This window comes from Xanthomonas sp. XNM01, assembly GCF_014851915.1.
Classification (GTDB): domain Bacteria; phylum Pseudomonadota; class Gammaproteobacteria; order Xanthomonadales; family Xanthomonadaceae; genus Pseudoxanthomonas.
Map to the genome: position 1 here is coordinate 1,538,042 of NZ_JACVAP010000001.1, position 21,455 is coordinate 1,559,496.

29 protein-coding genes are annotated in these 21,455 nt (G+C 71.7%); 14 read left to right on the top strand and 15 right to left on the bottom strand.

From position 1 onward, the window contains the following. Positions 1–18: 18 nt before the first annotated feature. Positions 19–630 carry a 2'-5' RNA ligase family protein gene (locus IB242_RS07105; protein WP_192277403.1) on the bottom strand — a complete coding sequence of 204 codons (612 nt, stop codon included), beginning with the start codon at positions 628–630 and terminating at the stop codon, positions 19–21. 6 nt (positions 631–636) lie between these two features. Then, positions 637–981, bottom strand: coding sequence for a RidA family protein (locus IB242_RS07110; RefSeq protein ID WP_192277405.1), 345 nt, complete (start codon positions 979–981; stop codon positions 637–639). Positions 982–1,243: 262 nt separating this feature from the next. Between IB242_RS07110 and IB242_RS07115 the strand changes: the two genes are divergently transcribed. The 5 genes from IB242_RS07115 (at position 1,244) to IB242_RS07135 (ending at position 5,231) form a co-directional block, all read left to right on the top strand. Beyond that, positions 1,244–1,552, top strand: a complete 309-nt coding sequence (locus IB242_RS07115) for an HPF/RaiA family ribosome-associated protein (protein WP_192277407.1) — start codon at positions 1,244–1,246, stop codon at positions 1,550–1,552. Between the two features lie 93 nt (positions 1,553–1,645). Further along, positions 1,646–2,500 carry a flagellar motor stator protein MotA gene (gene motA, locus IB242_RS07120; RefSeq protein ID WP_192277409.1) on the top strand — a complete coding sequence of 285 codons (855 nt, stop codon included), beginning with the start codon at positions 1,646–1,648 and terminating at the stop codon, positions 2,498–2,500. Positions 2,501–2,510: 10 nt separating this feature from the next. Then, entirely contained in the window at positions 2,511–3,500 is a 990-nt protein-coding gene (motB, locus tag IB242_RS07125; protein WP_192277411.1) for a flagellar motor protein MotB, read from the top strand. A gap of 75 nt (positions 3,501–3,575) precedes the next feature. After that, a complete protein-coding gene (locus IB242_RS07130) occupies positions 3,576–4,049 on the top strand; it encodes an LEA type 2 family protein (protein WP_192277413.1) in 474 nt (157 codons plus the stop codon). A 51-nt stretch (positions 4,050–4,100) separates the two neighbouring features. Beyond that, positions 4,101–5,231, top strand: a complete 1,131-nt coding sequence (locus IB242_RS07135) for a tetratricopeptide repeat protein (RefSeq protein WP_192277415.1) — start codon at positions 4,101–4,103, stop codon at positions 5,229–5,231. Positions 5,232–5,315: 84 nt separating this feature from the next. Here IB242_RS07135 and IB242_RS07140 read toward each other — a convergent pair whose 3' ends face one another. Beyond that, the gene (locus IB242_RS07140; protein ID WP_192277417.1) at positions 5,316–5,468 is read right to left on the bottom strand and encodes a hypothetical protein; all 153 of its coding nucleotides are present in this window, start codon (positions 5,466–5,468) and stop codon (positions 5,316–5,318) included. Positions 5,469–5,793: 325 nt separating this feature from the next. Here IB242_RS07140 and IB242_RS07145 point away from each other — a divergent pair, with 325 nt between their 5' ends. After that, positions 5,794–6,015, top strand: a complete 222-nt coding sequence (locus tag IB242_RS07145; protein WP_192277419.1) for an RNA-binding S4 domain-containing protein — start codon at positions 5,794–5,796, stop codon at positions 6,013–6,015. 50 nt (positions 6,016–6,065) lie between these two features. On the opposite strand, the gene IB242_RS07150 is transcribed toward IB242_RS07145, so the two are convergent. The 3 genes from IB242_RS07150 to IB242_RS07160 are packed head-to-tail and all read right to left on the bottom strand — an operon-like array spanning position 6,066 to position 8,069. Beyond that, positions 6,066–6,968, bottom strand: a complete 903-nt coding sequence (locus IB242_RS07150; protein ID WP_192277421.1) for a DUF4097 family beta strand repeat-containing protein — start codon at positions 6,966–6,968, stop codon at positions 6,066–6,068. A gap of 4 nt (positions 6,969–6,972) precedes the next feature. Next, positions 6,973–7,512 (bottom strand): hypothetical protein, encoded by a 540-nt coding sequence (locus tag IB242_RS07155; RefSeq protein ID WP_192277423.1) that lies wholly within the window; start codon positions 7,510–7,512, stop codon positions 6,973–6,975. Then, positions 7,509–8,069 (bottom strand): sigma-70 family RNA polymerase sigma factor, encoded by a 561-nt coding sequence (locus tag IB242_RS07160; RefSeq protein ID WP_225540306.1) that lies wholly within the window; start codon positions 8,067–8,069, stop codon positions 7,509–7,511. Before IB242_RS07160 ends, IB242_RS07155 begins: the two co-directional genes overlap by 4 nt. A 156-nt stretch (positions 8,070–8,225) precedes the next feature. On the opposite strand from IB242_RS07160, the gene IB242_RS07165 reads away from it, so the two are divergent. Together IB242_RS07165 and IB242_RS07170 are read left to right on the top strand one after the other, a co-directional pair. After that, a complete protein-coding gene (locus IB242_RS07165) occupies positions 8,226–8,453 on the top strand; it encodes a hypothetical protein (RefSeq protein WP_192277427.1) in 228 nt (75 codons plus the stop codon). Between the two features lie 103 nt (positions 8,454–8,556). Continuing rightward, positions 8,557–9,204 (top strand): mechanosensitive ion channel family protein, encoded by a 648-nt coding sequence (locus IB242_RS07170; RefSeq protein ID WP_192277429.1) that lies wholly within the window; start codon positions 8,557–8,559, stop codon positions 9,202–9,204. 14 nt (positions 9,205–9,218) lie between these two features. Here the strand turns inward: IB242_RS07170 and IB242_RS07175 are convergent, their stop codons facing one another. After that, positions 9,219–9,488, bottom strand: coding sequence for a DksA/TraR family C4-type zinc finger protein (locus IB242_RS07175; RefSeq protein ID WP_192277431.1), 270 nt, complete (start codon positions 9,486–9,488; stop codon positions 9,219–9,221). Positions 9,489–9,635: 147 nt separating this feature from the next. Between IB242_RS07175 and IB242_RS07180 the strand changes: the two genes are divergently transcribed. Further along, positions 9,636–9,881: a DUF2789 domain-containing protein gene (locus IB242_RS07180; protein WP_192277433.1), complete on the top strand. Its 246-nt coding sequence runs from the start codon at positions 9,636–9,638 to the stop codon at positions 9,879–9,881. Positions 9,882–9,911: 30 nt separating this feature from the next. Here IB242_RS07180 and IB242_RS07185 read toward each other — a convergent pair whose 3' ends face one another. Beyond that, complete coding sequence (locus tag IB242_RS07185; RefSeq protein ID WP_192277435.1) at positions 9,912–10,250, bottom strand: zinc ribbon domain-containing protein YjdM; 339 nt, start codon at positions 10,248–10,250, stop codon at positions 9,912–9,914. A gap of 234 nt (positions 10,251–10,484) precedes the next feature. After that, positions 10,485–11,018 carry a riboflavin biosynthesis protein RibA gene (locus tag IB242_RS07190; protein ID WP_192277437.1) on the bottom strand — a complete coding sequence of 178 codons (534 nt, stop codon included), beginning with the start codon at positions 11,016–11,018 and terminating at the stop codon, positions 10,485–10,487. A gap of 224 nt (positions 11,019–11,242) precedes the next feature. On the opposite strand from IB242_RS07190, the gene IB242_RS07195 reads away from it, so the two are divergent. Then, the gene (locus IB242_RS07195; protein ID WP_192277439.1) at positions 11,243–11,653 is read left to right on the top strand and encodes an MliC family protein; all 411 of its coding nucleotides are present in this window, start codon (positions 11,243–11,245) and stop codon (positions 11,651–11,653) included. A 125-nt stretch (positions 11,654–11,778) separates the two neighbouring features. Here the strand turns inward: IB242_RS07195 and IB242_RS07200 are convergent, their stop codons facing one another. Next, the gene (locus IB242_RS07200; protein ID WP_192277441.1) at positions 11,779–11,952 is read right to left on the bottom strand and encodes a DUF1328 domain-containing protein; all 174 of its coding nucleotides are present in this window, start codon (positions 11,950–11,952) and stop codon (positions 11,779–11,781) included. Positions 11,953–12,138: 186 nt separating this feature from the next. On the opposite strand from IB242_RS07200, the gene IB242_RS07205 reads away from it, so the two are divergent. Then, positions 12,139–12,597, top strand: a complete 459-nt coding sequence (locus tag IB242_RS07205; RefSeq protein WP_192277443.1) for a hypothetical protein — start codon at positions 12,139–12,141, stop codon at positions 12,595–12,597. Positions 12,598–12,606: 9 nt separating this feature from the next. Here the strand turns inward: IB242_RS07205 and IB242_RS07210 are convergent, their stop codons facing one another. Next, a complete protein-coding gene (locus tag IB242_RS07210) occupies positions 12,607–13,524 on the bottom strand; it encodes an NAD(P)/FAD-dependent oxidoreductase (protein WP_192277445.1) in 918 nt (305 codons plus the stop codon). 139 nt (positions 13,525–13,663) lie between these two features. Further along, entirely contained in the window at positions 13,664–14,128 is a 465-nt protein-coding gene (locus tag IB242_RS07215; protein ID WP_192277447.1) for an Rrf2 family transcriptional regulator, read from the bottom strand. A gap of 133 nt (positions 14,129–14,261) precedes the next feature. Between IB242_RS07215 and IB242_RS07220 the strand changes: the two genes are divergently transcribed. Further along, positions 14,262–15,299, top strand: a complete 1,038-nt coding sequence (locus IB242_RS07220; protein ID WP_192277449.1) for a sensor domain-containing diguanylate cyclase — start codon at positions 14,262–14,264, stop codon at positions 15,297–15,299. Positions 15,300–15,420: 121 nt separating this feature from the next. Here the strand turns inward: IB242_RS07220 and IB242_RS07225 are convergent, their stop codons facing one another. Then, positions 15,421–16,287, bottom strand: coding sequence for a DNA ligase (locus IB242_RS07225; protein WP_192277451.1), 867 nt, complete (start codon positions 16,285–16,287; stop codon positions 15,421–15,423). 267 nt (positions 16,288–16,554) lie between these two features. Here IB242_RS07225 and gph point away from each other — a divergent pair, with 267 nt between their 5' ends. Beyond that, positions 16,555–17,241 carry a phosphoglycolate phosphatase gene (gene gph, locus IB242_RS07230; protein WP_192277794.1) on the top strand — a complete coding sequence of 229 codons (687 nt, stop codon included), beginning with the start codon at positions 16,555–16,557 and terminating at the stop codon, positions 17,239–17,241. Positions 17,242–17,477: 236 nt separating this feature from the next. Continuing rightward, a complete protein-coding gene (locus IB242_RS07235) occupies positions 17,478–19,292 on the top strand; it encodes a DUF885 domain-containing protein (protein WP_192277453.1) in 1,815 nt (604 codons plus the stop codon). Positions 19,293–19,313: 21 nt separating this feature from the next. Here IB242_RS07235 and IB242_RS07240 read toward each other — a convergent pair whose 3' ends face one another. Further along, positions 19,314–20,498, bottom strand: a complete 1,185-nt coding sequence (locus tag IB242_RS07240) for a GDSL-type esterase/lipase family protein (protein ID WP_192277455.1) — start codon at positions 20,496–20,498, stop codon at positions 19,314–19,316. Positions 20,499–20,680: 182 nt separating this feature from the next. Next, positions 20,681–21,436, bottom strand: coding sequence for a glucose 1-dehydrogenase (locus IB242_RS07245; protein WP_192277457.1), 756 nt, complete (start codon positions 21,434–21,436; stop codon positions 20,681–20,683). Positions 21,437–21,455 lie beyond the last annotated feature (19 nt).

The following is a 21,455-nucleotide window of genomic DNA, read 5'->3' on the forward strand; positions in this document are numbered from 1 at the left end:
CCACAGGGGCGGCGGCGCTCAGTTCGCCTGCGTCCTCGCCAGCGGCCAGTGACCGAGCGTGTGGTAGTCGACACCGGCATCGGTGCGCTCGCTGTGGATCAGGGCGAACCCGTCCACGGGCCAGGACACCGGACCGGCCGGCCGCGGCTCGAACGCGGTGGCAGCGCGCCGGCGCAGGCTGACATGCGGCGAGAAGGCGTGCCCGCCCGCCGGGCGCAGGCCCTGGCGCAACATCGCCTGCACCAGTGCCTGCTGCAGGGCGGCCAGCGCCGCCGGCGGCGCCGACGGACGCAGCACCCAGACCACCTCGCCGCGGCCGAAGCACGCCGCCGCGTCCAGCTGCAGGACGAACCCGGCCTGGTCGAGGCCGGTGGCCGCGTGCCGGGCCCCCTGCAGCGCGGCCGGCGGCAGCACCGCCCATTCGCCCAGCCAGGACAGCGTCAGATGCAGCCGCTGGGGCGGCACCGGCCGGCCCGGTTCGGCGGGAAGCCCGGCTTCCAGCGACCGCCGGGCGGCGTCGATCGCCTCGATCGCCGCTGCGGGCGGGACCAGCGCGAAGAACAGGCTGTGCCGCGGCTCGGCGGCACCGAACAGATCGCCGCCCGCCGCGCTGGCGCCGCGTCGTGCCATCGCCGCTCAGACCGCGGCGGTGACGACGATCTCGACCTTCCAGGACGGATCGGCCAGCGCCGCCTGCACGGTCGCCCGCGACGGCGTATGGCCGGCCGGCACCCACGCATCCCAGGCCTGGTTCATGCCCGGGAACTCGCCGATGTCGGCCAGGAAGATCTCCGCGCGCAGGATCCGGGTCTTGTCGGTGCCGGCCTGGGCCAGCAGTGCGTCGATCGCCTCCAGCACCTGCCGGGTCTGGTCGACGATGTCGCCGCTGGTATCTTCCGGGATCTGCCCGGCCAGGTAGGCGACGCCGTTGTGCACGGTCATCTCGGACATGCGGGGACCGACCTCGAAACGCTGGATCATGGGAACTCCTGTGAACGGGCTGCCGCGTGCGATGCGGTGGCGCAGCATACAGCGGATCCCCGCCGCACAAGGCCCGCCGCGGGTGGATGACCGTCCAGCAGCATGCCGGCCGGCGGTGCCGCGCCACCTTGATCTTGCTCATGGCGTCACGGCCGACCCGGTATGAGGATGGAACCAGGCCGAGACGGAACACCCCGCGGCCCGGCCGCCGGATCCCGATGCGGGATGCGGCGGATCACGCAGAGGTCCATAAGGAGGACGAATGAAGATCCAGCTCAATACCGACAGCCACGTGCAGCACGATCCGTCGGTGGTGCGTCACGTCGAGGAAGTCCTGACCGCCGCGGTCGGCCGCTTCCAGCCGCAGCTGAGCCGCGTCGACGTGCACCTGAGCGACAGCAATGGCAGCAAGGGTGGCGCGGGCGACAAGCGCTGCCTGCTCGAGGCCCACCTGGACGGCCGTCCCCACCTGACCGCATCCGACGAGGGCGAGAGCATCGCCGTGGCGGTCAACGGCGCGGCGCGCAAGCTGCAGCGGGTGATCGACAGCGCTCTGGGCAAGCTGGCCTGAGCCCTTCACGGCCGGCGCGCACCCCGCGCCGGCCGTGCTCAACTTCGCCGGCACGGCGCCGATAGGAGGACGATCCCCTCCGCGCCCCGTGCCATGCTCATCCTCGTCGGTTTCGTCGTCGTCATCCTCAGCGTGTTCGGCGGCTACGTGCTCGCGCACGGCCAGCTGGCCGCGCTCTGGCAGCCCTACGAGCTGCTGATCATCGGCGGCGCCGCGTTCGGCGCGTTCCTGGTCGCCAACCCGCTCAAGGTCGTGAAGGGTGCGATGGCCGGCATCCCGCGCCTGTTCAAGGGCCCCAAATACCGCCGCCAGGACTACGTTGACATCCTGTCGATGGTCTACGACGTGCTGGTCAAGGCGCGCCGCGAAGGCATGATCGCGATCGAGAAGGACATCGAGGACCCGGCCAACAGCGCGCTGTTCGCCAAGTACCCGAAGCTGGCCGGCGACCATCACCTGATGGAGTTCACCACCGACTGCCTGCGCCTGATGGTCAGCGGCAACCTCGAGCCGCACGAGCTGGAGCAGCTGCTCGAGGTCGAGGTCGAGACCCACCATCACGAGGCCGCCGAGCCGGCGCATGCGCTGCAGGTGCTGGCCGACTCACTGCCCGGCTTCGGCATCGTCGCCGCGGTGCTGGGCATCGTGATCACGATGGGCGCGATCGGCGGCGACGTGGCCGAGATCGGCAAGCACGTGGCCGGTGCGCTGGTCGGCACCTTCCTGGGCATCTACCTGGGCTACGGCTTCGTCGGCCCGCTGGCTGCGGCGGTCGGTCACCGCGCGCACGAGGAAGGCAAGGCCTTCGAGATCATCAAGATGGCGCTGGTGGCCAGCCTGCGCGGCTATCCGCCGACCGTCTCCGTCGAGTTCGCGCGCAAGCTGCTGTTCTCCGACGTGCGCCCGGCCTTCGCCGACCTGGAAGCGCACCTGCGCAGCAGCCGCTGAGCGACCGGCCATGGAGAAGAAGCCGCCCATCATCGTCCGCCGTGTCAAGAAGGTCGTCGGCGGCCATCACGGTGGTGCCTGGAAGGTCGCCTATGCGGACTTCGTGACCGCGATGATGGCGTTCTTCCTGGTCATGTGGCTGGTCGGCATCGCCAGCAAGGAAGAGAAGGCCGCGGTCTCGGAGTACTTCAAGAACCCCAGCGCGGTGGCCGGCAACGCGGCGGTGCCCGGCACCAGTTCGCTCGGTCCGGGCGGCGCCTCCGACAAGCTGATCCCCACCGCCAACGCGCTGTCCATCCCCGGTGGCGTCGGCCCGCAACCGGGCGAACCCGGGCAGAGCCGGACGCCCGCCGAGGCAGAGGCGGCCGCACGCGCCGAGGCCCGGGCCGAGGACCGGCGCCAGCTCGACTCGCTGCGCCGCGAGCTGGAAGCGGCCATCGAAATGAGCCAGGCGCTGGCGCCGTTCAAGGACCAGCTGCTGATCGACCTGACTCCCGAAGGCCTGCGCGTGCAGATCGTCGACCGCCTGAACCGGCCGATGTTCGACATGGGCAGCTCGAGGATGAAGGACTACGCCGGCGAGATCCTGCACGAACTCGGCGGCCTGCTGGTCGACACGCCGCACCAGATCGCGCTGGCGGGCCACACCGACGAGACCCCGTTCCAGGCGCCGCGCGGTTACGGCAACTGGGAACTGTCCAGCGAGCGCGCCAACGCCGCCCGCCGCGCGCTGCTCGAAGGCGGCCTGGACGAGGCGCGCGTCGCACGCGTGGTCGGGCTGGCGTCCTCGGTGCCGTTCGACAAGGCCGATCCGCGCAACCCCATCAACCGGCGGATCAGCATCGTGGTGCTCAACCGCGTGCTGGATGCGCCCGCCGGCGCACCGGTCGACGCGCTGGCCAGCCCGCCCGATGGCAGCGCCGCCGCGGCCGTCGCGCCGGCGCTGCCGGCCGTGCCGGCGATCGCCCCATCGCTGCCGGCCGTACCCGCCGGGGGCTGAACGCACGCGCCGGCGGCGCTTGCCGGCCCTGGCCGGCGCCGACAGACTCGGGCCATCCCGCAAGGCGCACCGCCCATGTCCGTGATCCGCATCGTCGCCGGCCTGCTGCTGGCCTCCCTGCTGGCCGGCTGTTCCAGCCTGCCCCGCCGCGATCCACCGCGGATCGACGTGGCCGGCGTCGAGATGCTGCCCGGCGAGGGGCTGGAGCTGCGGATGGCGGTACGCTTGCGCGTGCAGAACCCGAACGACGGCGAGATCCGCTACGACGGCGCCGCGCTCGAGCTGGAACTCAACGGCCGGCCGCTGGCCAGCGGCGTCAGCGCCGCCAGCGGCGTGGTGCCGCGCTACGGCGAGAGCATCGTCACCATCCCGGTCAGCGTGTCCGCGCTGAACCTGGCGCGGCAGGTCGGCCCGCTGCTGGACGGGCGCGGCCCTGCGCTGGAGTACACGGTCCGCGGCAAGCTCGAGGGCGGCCTGTTCGGGACCCGCCGGTTCAGCGGCAGCGGCCGCCTGGACGAGGCCGCATCGGCCCCGTTGCGTATGCGCTGAGCGCCGCGCGGCGGCGTAGACTCGGCGGCAGGTTCCCACCGGGAGGCTGCGATGATCGGGTTGACGCTGGCCGCACTGCTCGCGGTGGCCCCCGCGCCGCAGCCACCACTGCCCGCCGCGCCGGTCGATGCCTACGTGCCGCCGACCGCCGCCGCGGTGATGGAGATTCCGCCAGCGCTGCGCCAGCTGGTGCACGAGCGGGTCGAACTGCACGGCGGCAGCCAGGACGAGCGCCTGCAGCGCCTGGTCGCGCTGATGTTCGATGCCGATGGCCTGGGCCTGCGCTACGACCACCACGCCACGCGCAGCGTCGCCGGAATCTGGCAGCAGCGCGAGGCCAATTGCCTGTCCTACACGCTGCTGTTCGTCGCGCTGGCGCGCGAGCTCGGCTTCGACGCGCGCGTGCAGGAGGCCGGCGAGGTCCTGGCCTGGTACGAGGAAGCCGGCATCGTCTACAACGCCAGCCACGTCAACGTCAGCCTGCGCATCGGCGGGCAGCGCAAGACCGTGGATTTCGACCGCAGCATCATCGCCGCGCGCGGCACGCCGCGCCTGATCGGCACCGAGCGGGCGATGGCCCATTTCCACAACAACCGCGGCGCCGAACTGATGGCCGAAGGCCGCTTCGACGCGGCGCTGGCATCGCTGCAGGCGTCGCTGCAGGCCGACCGCGGATTCAGCCCGGCCTGGAACAACCTGGGCGTGCTGCTGCAGCGGCGTGGCGATGTAGCGGCCGCCGAGCAGGCCTTCCTCGGCGCGTTGAGGCTCGATGCCGACCACGTGGCCGCGCTCAGCAACCTGGTCGTGCTCTATCGCCGCCAGGGCAATGCGGCGCTCGAACAGCGGCATGCGTCGCGCCTGGCCAACATCCAGCGCAAGGATCCGTTCCAGCGCTTCATGCTGGCGCTGGAATGCGAACACCGCGGCGACTACTCCTGTGCCATCGAGCAGTACCGGCAGGCGCTGCGCAGCAACAGCCGCGAGCACCTGTTCCGCTTCGGACTGGCCCGCGCCTACTACCTGGCAGGCGACCTCGAGCGCGCACGCCGGGAGATGGGCAAGGCGCTCGCCTACGCCGACACCGTCCAGGTGCGCGAGGCCTACCAGCGCAAGCTCGACCATCTGCGTGGCGACGCCCGCCAGGGCGCGGTGCGGCAGCGACCATCCACGCCACCGCGTTGAGACCCGCGGCAGTACGTCCGCGACGGGATGCGACGGCAACCGGTGCTGGGCGGGCGACCGCGAAGACCCGGTGCGATACGCCGATCACGTGGCGTCGATGCGCCGGGAAATGTCGTCACTGGACCCGCCGCGCGGATCGTCGACGCGGTGGTGCGCATGGGCGTGATGCGCTTCCAGCGCGATGGAACGCGGCCTGTCGCGCCGGTGCACGCGGTCCCGGGCGAGTCCGGTGTCCACGCGATCGGTCCGGACCGCACGCCGTCGCAGGAGACATCCGGCCTCCCTGCCCGGCGCGCCGTGCGGATCGAACGCGGCCCGCAGCGCGATGCGGGCCCTGCCCGCTCCGGACCACGCAGGCCGCGACCGTCAGGTTGCGCCGTCGGCGCTCCGCCGGCGTGTCGAGGCGATCGCCGGGAAGGAACGTTCGGCGCGGGACCTCCCGTCACGCGGGGATACGCGTCGGCACCAGGCATCCGGAACGACGCATCCGGCGGCGCCGCTGCCGGTCGCCGCACGCGGTCGCGGACTATCCGCGATCCGGTCGCATCCCTACACTTGCGCGATGGAAGAGATCGATTTCGAACTTGAAGGCGACTTCGTCGAACTGAACCAGCTGCTCAAGCTGGTCGGCCTGTGCGACAGCGGCGGTGCCGGCAAGGCGCTGGTGGCCAGCGGCGCGGTGCTGGTGGACGGCGTCGCCGAGTCGCGCAAGACCTGCAAGATCCGCGCGGGCCAGCAGGTCCGCGTCGACGCTGTGCTGATCCGGGTCATCGCGGCCGGCTGAGACCCGGCGCGGCGTCGCGCCCCGGGTCCCCGCAGCCTGCCTGCGCGGGCTCAGCGCCCGCCGAAACCGACGCCGATCGCGCCGGAATGCGAGGTCAGGGTGATGTCGCCGTTGCCGCGGCCCAGCTGCGTTTCCAGCCGCCGGCCCGGCCCGTACTTCGGACGTTCGACCTCGCCGCTCGGCGCCTGGATGCCGCCGCTGAACGTGGTCGCCCGCAGCGCGGCCGAGGTGTCGGCAGGCAGGGTCAGCTCGATCCGGCCGCTGACGCTTTCGGCGGCCACGCGCCCGCCCGGCGCCAGCGCGCCGACCCGCAGCACGATCGCGCCGGAGACGCTCTGCGCCTGCAGCCGCTCGATCCGGCTGGCGCCGAGCTGGACACGCCCGGAGACGGTTTCCAGCGAGGCCTCGCCGTCGACGCCGTCGGCGTCGACCTGGCCGCTGACGCTGGTGGCCTTCAGCCGCGAGGTGGCCAGCCGCGCCAGCACCGCGCCACTGACGCTGGTCAGCTCGGACTCGCCGGCGCGCCCGGCCGCGGCGACCTTGCCGCTGACCGAACGCGCGCCCAGCCGGCGCAGGTCGACCTCGGCGATGTCCACGCCGGCGCTGACCGCCGAGACCTGCAGCTCGGCGCCCTTGGGCACGCGCAGTTCCAGCCTGGCCGAGCGCTGGCGGTCGCCGCGGCTGTCGCGCGGGTAGACCACGCGGTACTGCACGCGGTCGCGGCTGGCATCCGTCTCCAGCCGCAGGTCGGCACCGAGCTCGCCGCTCAGCGCGACCTCGTCGCGGTCCCAGCCGCGGACCTGGATCGAGCCGGCGACGTTCTCCAGTTCGATCCTGCCGCCGGCCGACAGGGCGTGGCGTTCGTCGACCCGGGTCTGGGCGCCCGCGGCCAGCGGAACGGCCAGGGCCAGGAGCCACAGGAATGCCCGTGCGGGCGTGCGTGGTGTCTGCATGTCGTCATCCTCGGTCGTGGAAGGCGGCGTCCAGCACCGCCCTCCGGGTCAGGTCCAGGCGCAGCGCGTAGGTGCGCTGCAGCTGTTCGAGCAGGAAGCCCGCGTCCGGCGTCTGCCGGATCGCGGCATGGATCGCGGCGGTGCTGCGGTCGATCTCCTCCAGCGCCGGCGCCAGTCCTTCGCCTTCGCCTGCGCCGGCGCCCGGCGCTGCCGGCAGCAGCGCCAGGGCCACGCGGTAGTCGCGGTCCAGCGCCTGTGCCTGCCGCTCGAGTGCGGTCTGCGCGGGCGGTGCGGGCGCGCCGAGCCGGTCCAGGCCGAACCCGACCGCCAGCGCGGCCAGCGCCGCAGCCGCCGCCAATGGCCAGCGCCGACGCACGCGCCGCGTCGGGGCCGGTGCGATCGCCGCGGCCGGCACCGCCGCCTCCGCGGTGATCCGCGCGGCGATCGCGTCCCATGTTCCCGCAGGCGGGATCCGCTCGCGCGGCAGGGCCTGCAGGCCGGCAACCAGGGCCTGGTCGTCGTCGTATCCGGGGTATCCACTCATGTCCGTTCTCCCAGCCAGCCGCGCAGCAGGCCACGGGCCCGGTGCAGCTGTGCTTTCGATGTTCCAACCGCCACGCCGAGTTCCTCGGCGATCTCGTGGTGTTTCCAGCCTTCGATGTCGTGCAACACCAGCACCGCCCGCGCCCGGGCCGGCAGCCGCGCCACCGCGCGCTCCAGATCCATGCCGGTGCCCTGGCAGCGGCCCGGCGCGACCAGACCGTCCAGCGCCTCCTGGTCGGCATCGTGCGGCGGCAGCTGGCCCCGCGCACGCAGCGCCATCAAGGCGGTGTTGACCGCCAGCCGGTGCAGCCAGGTCGACAGCGCGCATTCCATCCGGAACCTCGGCAGTGCCCGCCAGGCCTGGATGAAGGTGTCCTGCAGCACGTCCTCGGCCGCATGCGCATCGCCGCCGCACAACCGCCAGATCACCGCATGCAGCCGCGGCGCGTACCGCCGGTACAGGGTTTCGTAGGCGGCGGCGCCTTCGGCGCAGCCGGCGACCACCGCGCGCACCAGCGCGGCCTCGTCGCTGGGCGCGGAGTGGTCCGCCGGTGGCATGGCGCTGGCGGCAATGGCGATCGTGTCTGGCATGCACCTTCGATGCGGGCAGCGGGCGGAGGGTTGGAACCGATCGCAGCGGATGGGCGTTGCAACCATCCGCGTGCCTGCCGCATCCAAGCCGATATCACCCACATGGTACGAAGGAGCAGGCATATGTGGCAGGGTCCCGGTGCGCTGATGCTGGCGCTTTCGCTGCATCTGGCCCCGCTGCACGGCTGGTCGCTGGACCTGCCCGGCGACGACGGCGCCACCCGCGTCTGCCTGCGCCACGACGGCCACCAGCCGCGCAGCTGGTGCGTCCCCGCGCTTCCGCACGCCGATCCACTGCGGATCCTGGCGGCGCTGGGGCGTGCGGTGCCGGCGATGCACCTGCGCCGCTGAGCGCGACGCACCCGCGCGGCACACGGAAGCGGAACCGGCCACCCCCATGGCGGTGCGACCGTTAGAATGCGGTCCGCATTCGCGCCACGGGACGTACGCAACGATGAAGGAACGGCTGCCGATCTGGCTCCAGGACTGGCTGGGCATCATCGTGCCGATCGGCCAGGTGCTGCTGATCCTGTTCGCGGCCTGGCTGCTGGCGGCCGCGGCGCGCTGGCTGGTGCGGCGGATGGTCGCCCGCCACGGCCTGCCGCCGGAAATGGCGGTGGTGCTGCGCCGGCTGATCGCCTTCCTGCTGTATGCGGCGGCCACGCTGGCCGCGCTGGAGCGCTTCGGCGTCTCGGGCACAGTGCTGTGGACCGCGTTCACCGGCTTCGCGGCCGTGGGTGCGGTCGCGTTCTTCGCCGCCTGGAGCGTGCTGTCCAACATCTTCTGCACGGTACTGATCTTCACCACGCGGCCGTTCCGCCTGCACGACTACATCGAGGTCTTGGAGAACGGCGAGAAGCCGGGCCTGAAAGGCCGCGTGGTCGACGTCAACCTGATCTACACCACCCTGCAGGAAGTCTCGGCCGACCAGGGCGATGCCGGCACCGTACTGCAGGTCCCGAACAACCTGTTCTTCCAGCGCACGGTGCGGCGCTGGCGCGGCGCGACGGTACCGGCGAGCTGGCTCGCGCCCGCCATGCCGCTGTTGCCGGCACCGGCATCGGCGCCGTCGCCCAAGGACCCGCCCACGCCACCGGCCTGAGCCGCCGCACGGTCTCAGCGCAGCTGGCTGTCCTTGCTGCCGCGCCGGTTGAAACCGGAGTGCGCGGCAGCCTCGTCGGCATCGGCCGCCTCCTGGCAGGCGATGCACAGGCGCACGCCCGGAATCGCACGCTGGCGCGCCGGCGGGATCGGCGCATCGCATTCCTCGCAGCGGCTTCTGCCCGGTCCCTGCGGCAGGCGGCTGCGGGCACGCTCGATCGCGTCCTTCACCGTCGCATCGATCTGGTCCTGCACCGCGCCGTCGCCCGCCCAGCCGGTCGCCATGGCCGTGGCCTCACATGATTGGAGAACCGACAGCCTGCGCCCCGCGCGGTGAATCGCGGGCGAAGCGGAGGCGCGGGCCCGCACCTGGCGTCGACAGCGCGCCGGGCATGATCATCGCCACACCACGACCGTCGACCAGGAGCCCCCATGGAGCAGCCCGTCCATCCGTTCTCGCAGCTGTTCGAGCAGCTCGGCCTGCCGGCCGACGAAGCCAGCATCCGCCGCTTCATCGCCGACCATTCGCCGCTGGAGGCGCATCTGCGCCTGGAGGAGGCGCCGTTCTGGACGCCGGCGCAGGCGCAGCTGCTGCGCGAGGAACGCGTCGAGGACGCGGACTGGGCGATCGTGGTCGACCAGCTCAACCTCGCCCTGCGCGAGCGTCAACCCGGCTGAGGGCCGGGAGGCCTGGGCGTCACCTGGCGCTCAGGCCTTGCGCAGGAAACAGGTCTTCAGCACCAGGCCCTTGATCTTGTCCGAATTGCCCTCGATGTGCTCGGCGTCGTCCTCGACCAGACGGATGTTGCGGATCACCGTGCCCTGCTTCAGCGGAATCGAGGAGCCCTTCACTTTCAGGTCCTTGATCACCACCACCGTGTCGCCAGCGGCCAGCAGATTGCCGTTGCTGTCGCGCACCTCGACCCCGCCCTCGGCCTCTCCGTCTCCCGCGCTCCACTCATGGCCGCAGTCCGGGCAGATCCACACTGCGCCATCGGCGTAGGTGTTTTCGAGCGTGCATTGCGGACAGGCGGGAGGCGCGGGCATCGTGGATCTCGGTGAAGGGGGCTGCATAGTGTAGCGGCCACGCTGGTGCCGCCCCAGCGGACAGATGGCCCCAGCGCCGGTGCGTGGCGCATGGCGGCCGGTCCGATCGCATGCGTGTCGTCTCTATGGGGATGCCGGCGAACGGGCCTTCGTCCTGCGTGATGAGGCAATGGACACGAGAACAGCGGCGACACGTTTCCGCATCGCCGCTGGTGCCTGTCGCCGCCCTCCGGATCAGAGCGTGGTGACCGTCTCGCCGCTGCGCGCCTTCAGCAGATCGCTGGCGCCATCGCGTTCCCGGTCGTTGCGCGCATGCACGACCACGGCCGAACGCCCCTGGCGCAGCGCATCGCGCACCTTGAACAGGTAGCGGCCGTGATCCGGACGCAGCGACACCAGGCCACCGGCGAACAGGCCGAAGATGCCGCCGTAGCCGATCGTCAGTGCGCCTGCCAGCCAGGGCGACTGGGTCACCGCGGGAACGCCCGCCAGCAGCATCGCACCGAACAGCAGCGCGCCCGCAGCCAGGCCGACCAGTCCGAGCTTGCAGTGCGCGATCACCAGCGTGCGCATGACGCCGTTGCTTTCCGGCTCGAGCTTGCGAGCGGCGCGTGCCTCGCCCGGTGTCATGACCCGCACCTGGGCCTGGCTGAGCGACAGCCTGGCACGCACTTCGCGCGCCACACGCCGCGCATTCGCAGGATTGTTGAAGATGCCGGCGGCCTTGCTGTCGGAAACTTCGCCGGTCAGGGGCTGGATGATGCTCATGGCCGTGTCCTCCTCGGTGATGTGGGGACAGGGTTGGCGATCGCAGGTTCGCTGCGGGTGCAGACGCCGCGCAGATCGGGTGAAAGCGCCGGAGCGCGGGGAGACGATTCACCGGCGGGCATGGAAGCTCGACGATCGGTGAGTACCGCCCTGCTGGACCGGCACGGCATCTTCACTCCGGCGGACATAGCGTCCAAGGCCCGACACCTGACGAGGATGACCCGATGTCCAGACTCCGTCCTGCACTGTGCATCGTGCCGCTGTGCCTGGCCTTGGCCGCATGCGGCGACCGCACCCCCGCTGCCGGCGACCCCGTGGCCGCACCTGCCACGTCGGCGGCCACGCCGGCCGAGACACCTTCGGGCGACGTCAGCGGCGCGCCGGTTACCACCGAGGGTCAGGTCTACGACTGCGGCGGCAGGCCGTTGACCGCGCGCTTCGATGCCGGTGCGGGGACGGCGACGGTGATGTTCGACGGCACCAGCCTCACGATGCGCCAGGCGGTGGCTGCCTCCGGCGCGAAATACACCGACGAGGCCGGGAACACGTTCTGGACCCGCGGCAGCAGCGAGGCGACGCTGGCACTCTCGGGCGCCCCCGACATCGCCTGCAGCGCTCCGGCATCGGCCGGCTGAGCCCGCCAGCCGGGCAGGTCCGCCAGGCTGACCTGACGAGTTTCCAGGCCCATAACGCGACTGGCTCCCTTCGGGGAGCCAGTCTTCGTTCGACCATCGAGCGGCCACCGCGCTTGGCCGGCCGGCTAGGTGATCTTGCGGAAAATCGTCAGGCCGAGCACGAACAGGATGGCGGCGATCACCAGCGCGGCAATGAACAGGAATTTGGCGATGCCCATCGAGGCCCCGGCGATGCCACTGAAGCCGAGCACGCCGGCGATGAGGCCGATGACGGCGAAAATGATGGCCCACTTGATCATGCGTGATGCTCCTGGTGTTTCCCTGTCCTGCCGGATTGGCTCCGTGAATGCTGGACGCAGCGTCGTCCGCGCAACGTGAACGGGCACACGTCCTACACCACGCGCACGCATCGCACTGGCCAGAGCGTGCCGAGACCGAGCACCCGCTGGAAACCGGGCAGTTGCCCCCCTGATCGACCTGTCCGAGTGGCGGTACGCGAGCTTCCCGCGCGCCGGCGCTTCCGCGGCGCGGTGCTCGACGTGATCGACGTGCCGCTGGGCGGTGGGGTTGGCGAAGACGTCCGGGCCGACGCGTTGTTCGTCTCCAGCATCGACAGCCAGGCCGCCTTGCAGCGTGCCGACCGGTCGGCACGATCCGGCGTCGCAGGCGCAGGATCGGATGATGGCGGAGGCGTTCCACGCGGCCGCGATGGCCCGCGACGGACGCGCAGCCCCGCCGCCCAGGCGATGACGACGCCTTCGTGCTGGCTCCGGATGGCGACGACATCGATGCCGTCCGCCACGGCAACGCGCGGGGCGGCGCAGCGCCGCCCCAGTCACGGTCGAGTTCTGAATCGCAGCCACTGGCTGGCCGCGACGCTGCGGCCGGCGATGCCGCTCTCCGCCCGCACGCCTGCATGCCGGCGAAGCGAGCTTCGCCCTTGACGGCCGGCTTCAGGCTTCCTCGAGCAGCGAGCGATGTGCGGCAACGCCGGCCAGCGTACCGGCGGCGATGGCCAGCGGCGCGCTCTGCATCGCGGTCGCCAGATCTCCGGCCGCGAACACGCCTGGCACGCTGGTGCGCTGCAGGGCATCGACCCGGACGAACGGGCCGAGCGGTCCGGGCTCGGTGTCGCAGCCGAGCTGGCGGTACAGGTCGCTGGCCGGCTCGCTGTGCGGCGCAGTGAACATCGCCGCGAGCGCGACCTCACGGCCATCGGCCAGGCGTGCCGACCGCAGTGCGCTGCCCTCGCCTTCCAGCGCCACCACCGGCACATGCTCGATCGTCACGCCGCGTCGCTGCAGCGCAGCGGTCTGTTCGGCATCCGGCAGATGCACGTCCTGGCTGAAGTAGGTGGTCGGCCCCCACTCGGAAATCAGCAGCGCCTGGTGCGGACTGGCCATCGCGTTGCCCAGCACCCCCAGCGGCCGGCCGGCGACCTCGTAGCCGTGGCAGTACGGGCAGTGCAGGACCGTGGCGCCCCAGCGCTCGGCCAGGCCCGGCAGCGGCGGCAGGAGGTCGCGGATGCCGGTCGCCAGCACCAGCTTCCGGGCGGTGACGCGCGTCTCGTCGTCGCAGCCCAGCACGAATCCGCCGGCCTGCGCGTCGGCCGTCACCACGCGTGCGGTGCGCAGCGCCACCGTTGGATAGCGCAGCAGCTGCTCACGGGCCTCGCCCATCAGCTGCGCCGGCGGTTTCCCGTCGTGGCCGAGCACGCTGTGGGAATGCGCGGCGAAGCGGTTGCGCGGCTGCGCATCGTCGAACAGCAGCACCCGCTTGCGGGCCCGCGCCAGCATCAACGCGGCCTGCAGTCCGGCGAAGCTGCCACCGACGATGGCCACCTCGCAGGACGATTCCGATGTCGTGTTCATCCATCACTCCTGATCCGGCCGGGCATGGCGCCCACGGCGGATCATACGAAACTTCATTTGTTACATAAAGGGACGAGCGGTATCCGAAGGTGCTCTTCGTTCGGGATCAGCAGGCCACGCGCCGGACCGCGAGGATCGATCAGTGCCGGCCGTCTCCGGCGACGACGGCGGCGTTTCCATCGGACCACAGGGCGTCGAACTCGGCCGCCAGATCGGCCAGGGTCACCTGCGCCAGCCGCGCTTCGAGCAGGCGCGCCGCGTCCTGCAGCGCGCCGTCGATCGCGGCGTTGACCACCTTCTCGACGCCGCAGCTCGGAGTGGGGTGTTCGTTGCCGAGCGCGAACAGCACCGGGCCACCCACCGCCTGATGGATGTCCAGCAGCGTGACTTCGGCCAGATCCATCGCCAGCGTCCAGCCACCACCGTGGCCACGCGCGGAGTGCACGTAGCCACGCTGGCGCAGGCCGGCCATCGTGCGCCGCACGACCACCGGATTGGTGCCCAGCATGATGGCGATCTGCTCGGAGGTCAGTGCTCCACCCTCGTGGCGGGCCATGTGCAGCAGGACGTGGAGCATCCGCGACAGGCGGCTGTCGATACGCATCGTCGGATCCCTCGACGGAACGCACGCATGCTAATCCAGCTGGCAGGTTCTTCCAACATGAAGCGTTAACGCGTGCGCAAAAGCACGTTCCCGTGCTGGCCTCGCGGCAGCGGCCTGTAGTAGATGACTGCGCATGAACACCCTCCACACCGCACCGCCCTTCTTTTCGCAGCTCGCCGATTCGGTCGCCGCCGCGCACAACCTGGAAGAACTGGTCCGTCCGCTCCTGGAACTGCTGCAGGCGGTCACCGGGCTGGACTCGACCTACATGACCCGGATCGATGTGGACGCCGGCGTGCAGCACGTGGTCTATGCCCACAACAGCCACCGCCTGCGGATTCCCGAGGGGCTGACCGTTCCCTGGGGCGACACCCTGTGCAAACGCGCACTGGACGAAGGCCGGCCCTATACCGACGACGTTGCCGCCTGCTGGAACGACTCGGACGCTGCGCGTGCGCTCGGCATCTCCACCTACGCCAGTACGCCGATCCGCGGCCAGGACGGCGTGCTGCTCGGCACGCTGTGCGCGGCCAGCGACCAGCGCCGCCCGCTTGTCGACGGCGGCGACCGGGTGCTGCGGATGTTCTCGCACCTGATCGGCCAGCAGGTCGAACGCGAGCGGCTGATGAACGACCTGCGCCGCGCGCACGATGCGCTGGCGACCAGCGCGCTGACCGACGTGCTCACCGGGCTGCCCAACCGTCGCTCGCTGATGGACGAACTGCAGCGTCGGCTGGCGCGCGATGCCCGGGACGGCACCCGCCTGCTGGTGGCGTTCGTCGACCTGGACGACTTCAAGCGCATCAACGATCGCCACGGCCACGAGGCCGGCGACCGCTTCCTGGCCGCGATCGCCGACGCGCTTGCCGGCGCCCACCGTGCCGGCGACTTCAGCGCCCGCCTGGGCGGCGACGAGTTCGTGACCCTGGCGACCGTGCCGGGCGATCCGGCCGCGCTGGCGCGTGGCGCGGCCGGCGCGCTGGAAACACGGATCCGCGAGGCGACCACCGGGCGTTTCCGGCTCGGTCCGCAGTTGGAGGTCGACTACGCCGGACCGAGCATCGGCGTGATCGTCGCCGACGCCGGCAGCCACGACGCGGAGGCGGTGCTCAAGCAGGCCGACGCGGCGATGTACGCGATCAAGCGCGCGCGCAAGGGACAGACGCACTGAACGCAGCATCCCGGACATCGGTCCGGATGCCTGGCATGCGCCTGCAGGTGGCAGGCCATCGCAGAGCGGCCGGTCGGCGCCGGAGTGGCAGCGGATACGATGCCGGTGCGATGCGCCCGGCTCAACGCAGCGCCGGTTCGTCGTCGCGGACCCGCAGGAAGCGCGCGAAGCGTGGCAGTCCGGTGTTGGTGAGCCCGCTGTAGCGGTACGTGACGCGGGCGCCCAGCGCGGGCGGCGCGCGCCGTTGCGCGTCGCTCAGGCCGCTGCCCAGGCGCAGCCGGCGTCCGTCGGGCAGCTCGACCAGCAGCGCCCCCAGCATGCCGGTGTACTTGCCATTGCCCGGCAGATGCGCAACCACCACCGCTTCGGCGTCCTCGTGCTGCTTGAGCTTGAGCAGCCGGTCGCTGCGTCCGGCGCGGTACGTCGCCTGGTCGTGGTGCAGCATCAGGCCCTCGCCACCGGCCGCCAGCACCGCCTGCAGCCTGGCATCCAGCCAGGCCCGGTCGATGCCGCGCTGCTGCTCCACCGGCACCAGCCACGCCACCTGCGTGGCGTCCAGCAACGTGGTGATCGCCTGCACGCGCTCGCCGAACGGACCGCGATGGGCCGGCAGGTCGAACACCATGAAGCGCATCGCCGCCCAGCCGGCGGCATCGTCGCGGCCGCGCCTGACCACGGCGCTGGTCTCGTCGAAGCGGCCGCGACCGAGCCACAGTTCGCCGTCCATCGGCGTGTCCGGCCATCCGGCGGTGAACCACGCCGGCGCGTCGATCCGGTGACCGTTGCGCGTGGACAGGGTGCGGCCGTCCCAGCGCCCGCGCACGCCATCGAGCTTCTCGCTGACCCAGTACTGGCGCAGATCGCCTGGTGGGGCGCCGCTGGCGGCGAGCATCGGCGCGGGTAGCGACGGCATCGCGTGGACCTGCGCGGACTGCGCGGCAACCGACAACGCCAGCAACAGCAGGAAATGGAGGGTGATCCGGTGCATTCCGTTGCTCCAGGATGTGATCCGGCCCCAGCCTGGCAGCCGCCGCCCTGCCCCGACATCGGGCTGCGTGCCGATGCGGGGTCAGGCAACTCCGAGCGATACCCGGCCAGCGGCGAGCCGGCGCGCGGACTCGGTGGCGCTGGATGCGCGGACGCCCGTCGACATGGCTCCGCCCCCGCTCCAGCGCCGCGGTGCCGGCGCGTCCTCCGCCTTGACATCGCACGCCCCGGTCCGCCCAATGCGGGTCCTCCACACGGCGACCCCATGATGCAGCCACCGCGCTTTCCGCTGGTCATCTTCGATCTCGACGGCACCCTGGTCGACAGCGCTTCCGATATCGCCGAAGCGGTCAACCTGACCCTGGCCGGGTTCGATCTGGCCACGGTCAGCGAAGCGACGGTGCGCAGCTGGATCGGCGATGGCGTGCGCGCCCTGCTCGACACCGCGCTGCACCACGCCGGCAGCGCACTGCCGCCCGAGCAGGCGATGCCGGCGTTCATGCGTCACTACGGCGACAGCCTGCTGAAGAACCCGCGCGTCTACGATCACGTGCCCGAACTGCTGGAGGCGCTGTCCGCGGCCGGGGCGACGCTGGCCATCTGCACCAACAAGCCCGAGCGCTTCGTCGCGCCGCTGCTCGCGCATGTCGGCCTGGCCGACCGCTTTGCCGCGATCATCGGCGGCGACAGCCTCGCCGAGCGCAAACCCGATCCGCTGCCGCTGCTGCACCTGGCGCAGCGCTTCGGCCACGCGCCGGAACGCTGCGTGATGGTGGGCGACTCGGCCACCGACGCGGCCGCGGCGATCGCCGCGCACATGCCGCTGGTGCTGGTGCGCCACGGTTATGCGCGTGGCTTCGACCTGGACCAGGCCGGCGCGCTCGCGGTGGTCGACGACATGCGGCAACTGCACACCCTGCTGCAGGCGCCCGATCCCGCAGCGGCAGCGCACTGAGACCATCGCATGCGCCGGTGCATCGGTCTGGATCGATGCGCCGGATGCGGCATGCCGTTCACTGAGCTGCTCCGGCATGCATGCGACATCGGCTGCGCCGCACCGCTCCGCGCGGTCTGCACGCAAGGCGTGCCGCGCGCATCGAGGCACCACCACACGCGGTGTCGCGCGCGGCGTGCCCTCGCATGCCGGCAGCCCCTAGAATCGAACCCCCATCCGATCTTCCGGGAGCCCTCGTGCCGGCCACCTTCCGTTTCGCACCGCTCGCCCTGGCCCTCGGCCTGCTTCTCTCCGCGCCGGCAGGCGCCAGCGCTCCTGCGCCGCAGGCGACCGCCGCAGCGCACGCGACCGGGGCCAACGCGTTCTTCCGCGCGTTCACCGACGACTGGATGAAGCGCCAGCCCAATGCCGCCACCGGCAGCCGCTATTTCGAGGATCCGGCGATGCAGGCGCTGATGGACCGGCAGCTGACGCCGTCCACGGAAGCCTTCGCCGACGGGACCGTGGCGCTGGCGAGGCACGGCCTGGCCGGTCTGGCCGCGCTCGACGTGCAGGCGATGGACCCCACCACCCGCGTGTCGGCCGAACTGATGCGCTGGCAGCTGGAGACGCTGATCGAGGGCGAGGGCTACCGCGACCTGGACTTCCCGCTGCAGCAGTTCAGCGGCGTCAACGTCGGCCTGCCCAACCTGATGACCGTGGTGCATCCGCTGCGCAGTGCGCAGGACGTGGACCACTATCTGGCCCGGCTGGGCCAGTTCGACGCGCGCATGGGCGAGGCGACCGCGCGGGCGCACGCGCAGGCCGCACGCGGCATCCTGCCGCCGGACTTCATCCTGGACGCGACGATCGCGCAGATGCGCCAGTTCATCGCGCCGGCGCCGGCGGCCAATCCGCTGGTGACCACGCTGGCCACGCGCCTGCCGGAGATCGACGCGATCGCCGCCGACCGGCATGGCCCGCTGCTGGCACGCGCCGAGAGCATCGTCCGCGAGCAGGTGTATCCGGCCTGGCAGGCCGCCATCGCCGAACTCGAGGCGCAGCGGCCGCGCGCCAGCGCCGACGCCGGCCTGTGGCGCTTCCCGCAGGGCGCCGACGCCTATGCCTACCACCTGCGCCGTTTCACCTCGACCGGGCTGGACGCCGGGCAGATCCATGCGATCGGCCTGCGCGAGGTTGCACGCATCGAAGGCGAGATGGACGCGCTGCTGCGGCAGCTGGGCCGCAACGACGGCAGCGTCGAACAGCGTGCGAAGGCGCTGCGTGCGGACCTGGCCTACAGCGACGACGCCGCCGGTCGCGCGGCGATCATGCAGGACATCGAGAGGATGATGCGCGATGCCGAGCGGCGCTCCGATGCGCTGTTCGACATCCGTCCGAAGAGCGCCGTGATCGCCCAGCCCTACCCCGAGTTCCGCTGGGCGAGCGCGGCGGCCAGCTACACCGCGCCGCCGCTGGACGGCTCGCGTCCGGGCGTCTACCAGATGCCGCTGCGGCCCGACCGCCTGACCCGCTTCGGGCTGCGCACGCTGGTCTACCACGAAACCGTGCCCGGCCATCACTTCCAGGTGGCGCTGTCGGTGGAGAACACCGCCCTGCCGAAGTTCCGCCAGGTGCGCGCGCTCGGCGGCATCTCCGCCTTCAGCGAGGGCTGGGCGCTGTACGCAGAACGGCTGGCGGCCGAACAGAACTGGTACGAGGGCGACATCGAGGGCCGGCTCGGCCAGCTCGATGCCGAGCTGTTCCGCGCGCGCCGGCTGGTGGTCGACACCGGCCTGCACGCCAAGCGCTGGACCCGCCAGCAGGCGATCGATTACGGCATCCCGGCATCGGAGGTGGACCGCTACGTGGTGATGCCCGGCCAGGCGACCTCGTACATGATCGGCCAGCTGGAACTCATCCGCCTGCGCGACAAGGCCCGCGACGCGCTGGGCGAGCGCTTCGACCCGCGCCAGTTCCACAACCGCGTGCTGCTGACCGGCGTGGTGCCGATGGACCTGCTCGAGCGCGAGGTCGACGACTACATCCGCCAGGCGCGCGCGGAAGGCTGAGTCCGGATGCCGGCCCCGCGCTCAGTGGGGCTGGCAGCCGAGCATCGCCAGGTCGATCGATGCGGCCATCCGCTCCAGGCCCGCGTCGTTCGGATGCAGGCCATCGCGGGTCATCGCCTCCGGCAGCGACTCCGGCTCGGCCGGGTCGCGCACGGCCTGGTCGAAGTCGATCACGCCCGCGTAGCCGGTACCGCCGCCGCGGATCCAGGCATTGATCGCGTTGCGGGTCGCGGCGGATACCGGCTCGTAGCGCTCGGACTTGCCGAACGGGGTGATCGTGCCGGCGAACGCGCGGATGCCGTGCTGGGCCAGGCGGTCGGCGATCTGCCGGTAGGCCAGCAGCATGTCCTCGCTGCCGCGGCCGGGACGCGGGCTGGCGCCACCGCTGTGACGGATGTCGTTGATGCCTTCGAACACGATCACCTGATCGACGCCGGGCAGCGCGATCACGTCGCGGTCCAGGCGCGACAGCGCCCCATGACTGCGGCCATGGTCGAACACCTTGTTGCCGCTGATGCCCTGGTTGAGCACCACGAAGCGGCCCGGACAGGCCTGTTCCAGCCGGCTGCCGAGCAGTTCAGGCCACTGGCCGTGGCTGCCGCGCACCGCCACCGCGCCTTCGGTGATCGAATCGCCCAGTGCGACGATCACGGTCGGCCTGCTGTCACGCGCGCCGAGCACGGCCGACACCACGTTCTGCCGGTACGCGTAGCGCACGCCGTCTTCGACGTCGGCCTGGCGGCCATCGGCGATGCGCAGCGCGGTGCGGCGCACCGCCGGTGCGGCCGGCTCCGGGAAGTACAGCAGCAGGCTGATCTCGCCCAATGCCGGCACCGCCAGCGGCACCGGATCGCTGAGCAGTGCCGCGCCGACCGGCACGACGATATCGCTGCGCCCGCCGAAGCGCAGTGGCAGGCCATCGCCAGGCGCGCCCTTCCGCCGCACGCTGCCCGCACCGATCGTCAGCGGCGCATCGCCGAGCTCGTTGCTGATCCGGAACCTCAGCGACGTCGCCGAGGTTCCCATGCGCATGTCCTGGCGCACGGTCTGGTCGGCGAACCGCAGCGAGGCACCGTCCGGTCCGTCCCTGCGGTCCGGCGCGGGCGAGGCGGTCCACAGCGGCACCCAGACCTGGGCTGAAGCAGATGACGGCACAGCGGCCAGCAGGCCGACGGCCAGCGAGAACATGCACAGGATTCGCAACATGGTCCGCCTCCGCGACGGAATGCAGGCCGGGCATCCGGCGGTGTGGAACGACGGCGGGTGGGCGGATCCGCGGGCGCGCGCCGTCGCCACGACGGCGGCACGCCCTCCATGGCCGTGCCCGCGGCAGGCGCCGGACGGGCCGGCGCGATCAGGAACGACCGATCCAGGCCGCCCAGCCGGATTCAGGAGAAGTACGTGCCACCATTGACGTCGACGTTGGCGCCGGTGATGAACCCCGCGCCGTCCGAAGCCAGGAACACCGCCACGTCGGCCGGCTCGTCCGGATGGCCCTGGCGGCGCAGCGGCGTGGAGCCGGCCACCGCGGTGCGCACTTCCGGCTTGGTGAAGTCGTCGTGGAAGCGGGTGGCGATCATGCCGCAGGCCAGCGCGTTGACGCGGATGCCGCGCGGGCCCAGCTCCTTGGCCATCGCCCGGGTGAAGGTCATCACCGCGGCCTTGGCGGTGGCGTAGATCGACGCACCCGGACCGCCGCCATCGCGGCCGGCCTGCGAGGCGAAATTGACGATCGCCGCGCCCTCGCCCATGTGCGGCACCACCGCGTGCGTGGTCAGGTAGACCGAGGTCATGTTCAGATCCATCACGGTGTGGAAGAACGCCGGGTCGATCTCGGCCAGCGGCCGGCGCTGGACCATGCCGCCGGCGACGTTCACCAGCACGTCGATGCGCGGGCCGAACGCGGCCTGCGTGGCCGCGACCAGGCCGGCGACCTGGGCCGGATCGGTGACGTCGGCGCGGTGCAGGATCGCGCTGCCGCTGGCGGCCTGCACCAGGCGCAGGGTTTCCTCCGCGCTCGCCGTGTCGTTGGCGTAGTTGATGCACACCTTGGCGCCGGCCGCGGCCAGCTTGATCGAGATCGAACGGCCGATGTCGCGGCCGCCACCGGTGACGATGGCCACCTTGTCCTTGAACTGGGTCATGCGTGTAGTCCTGTTGAGC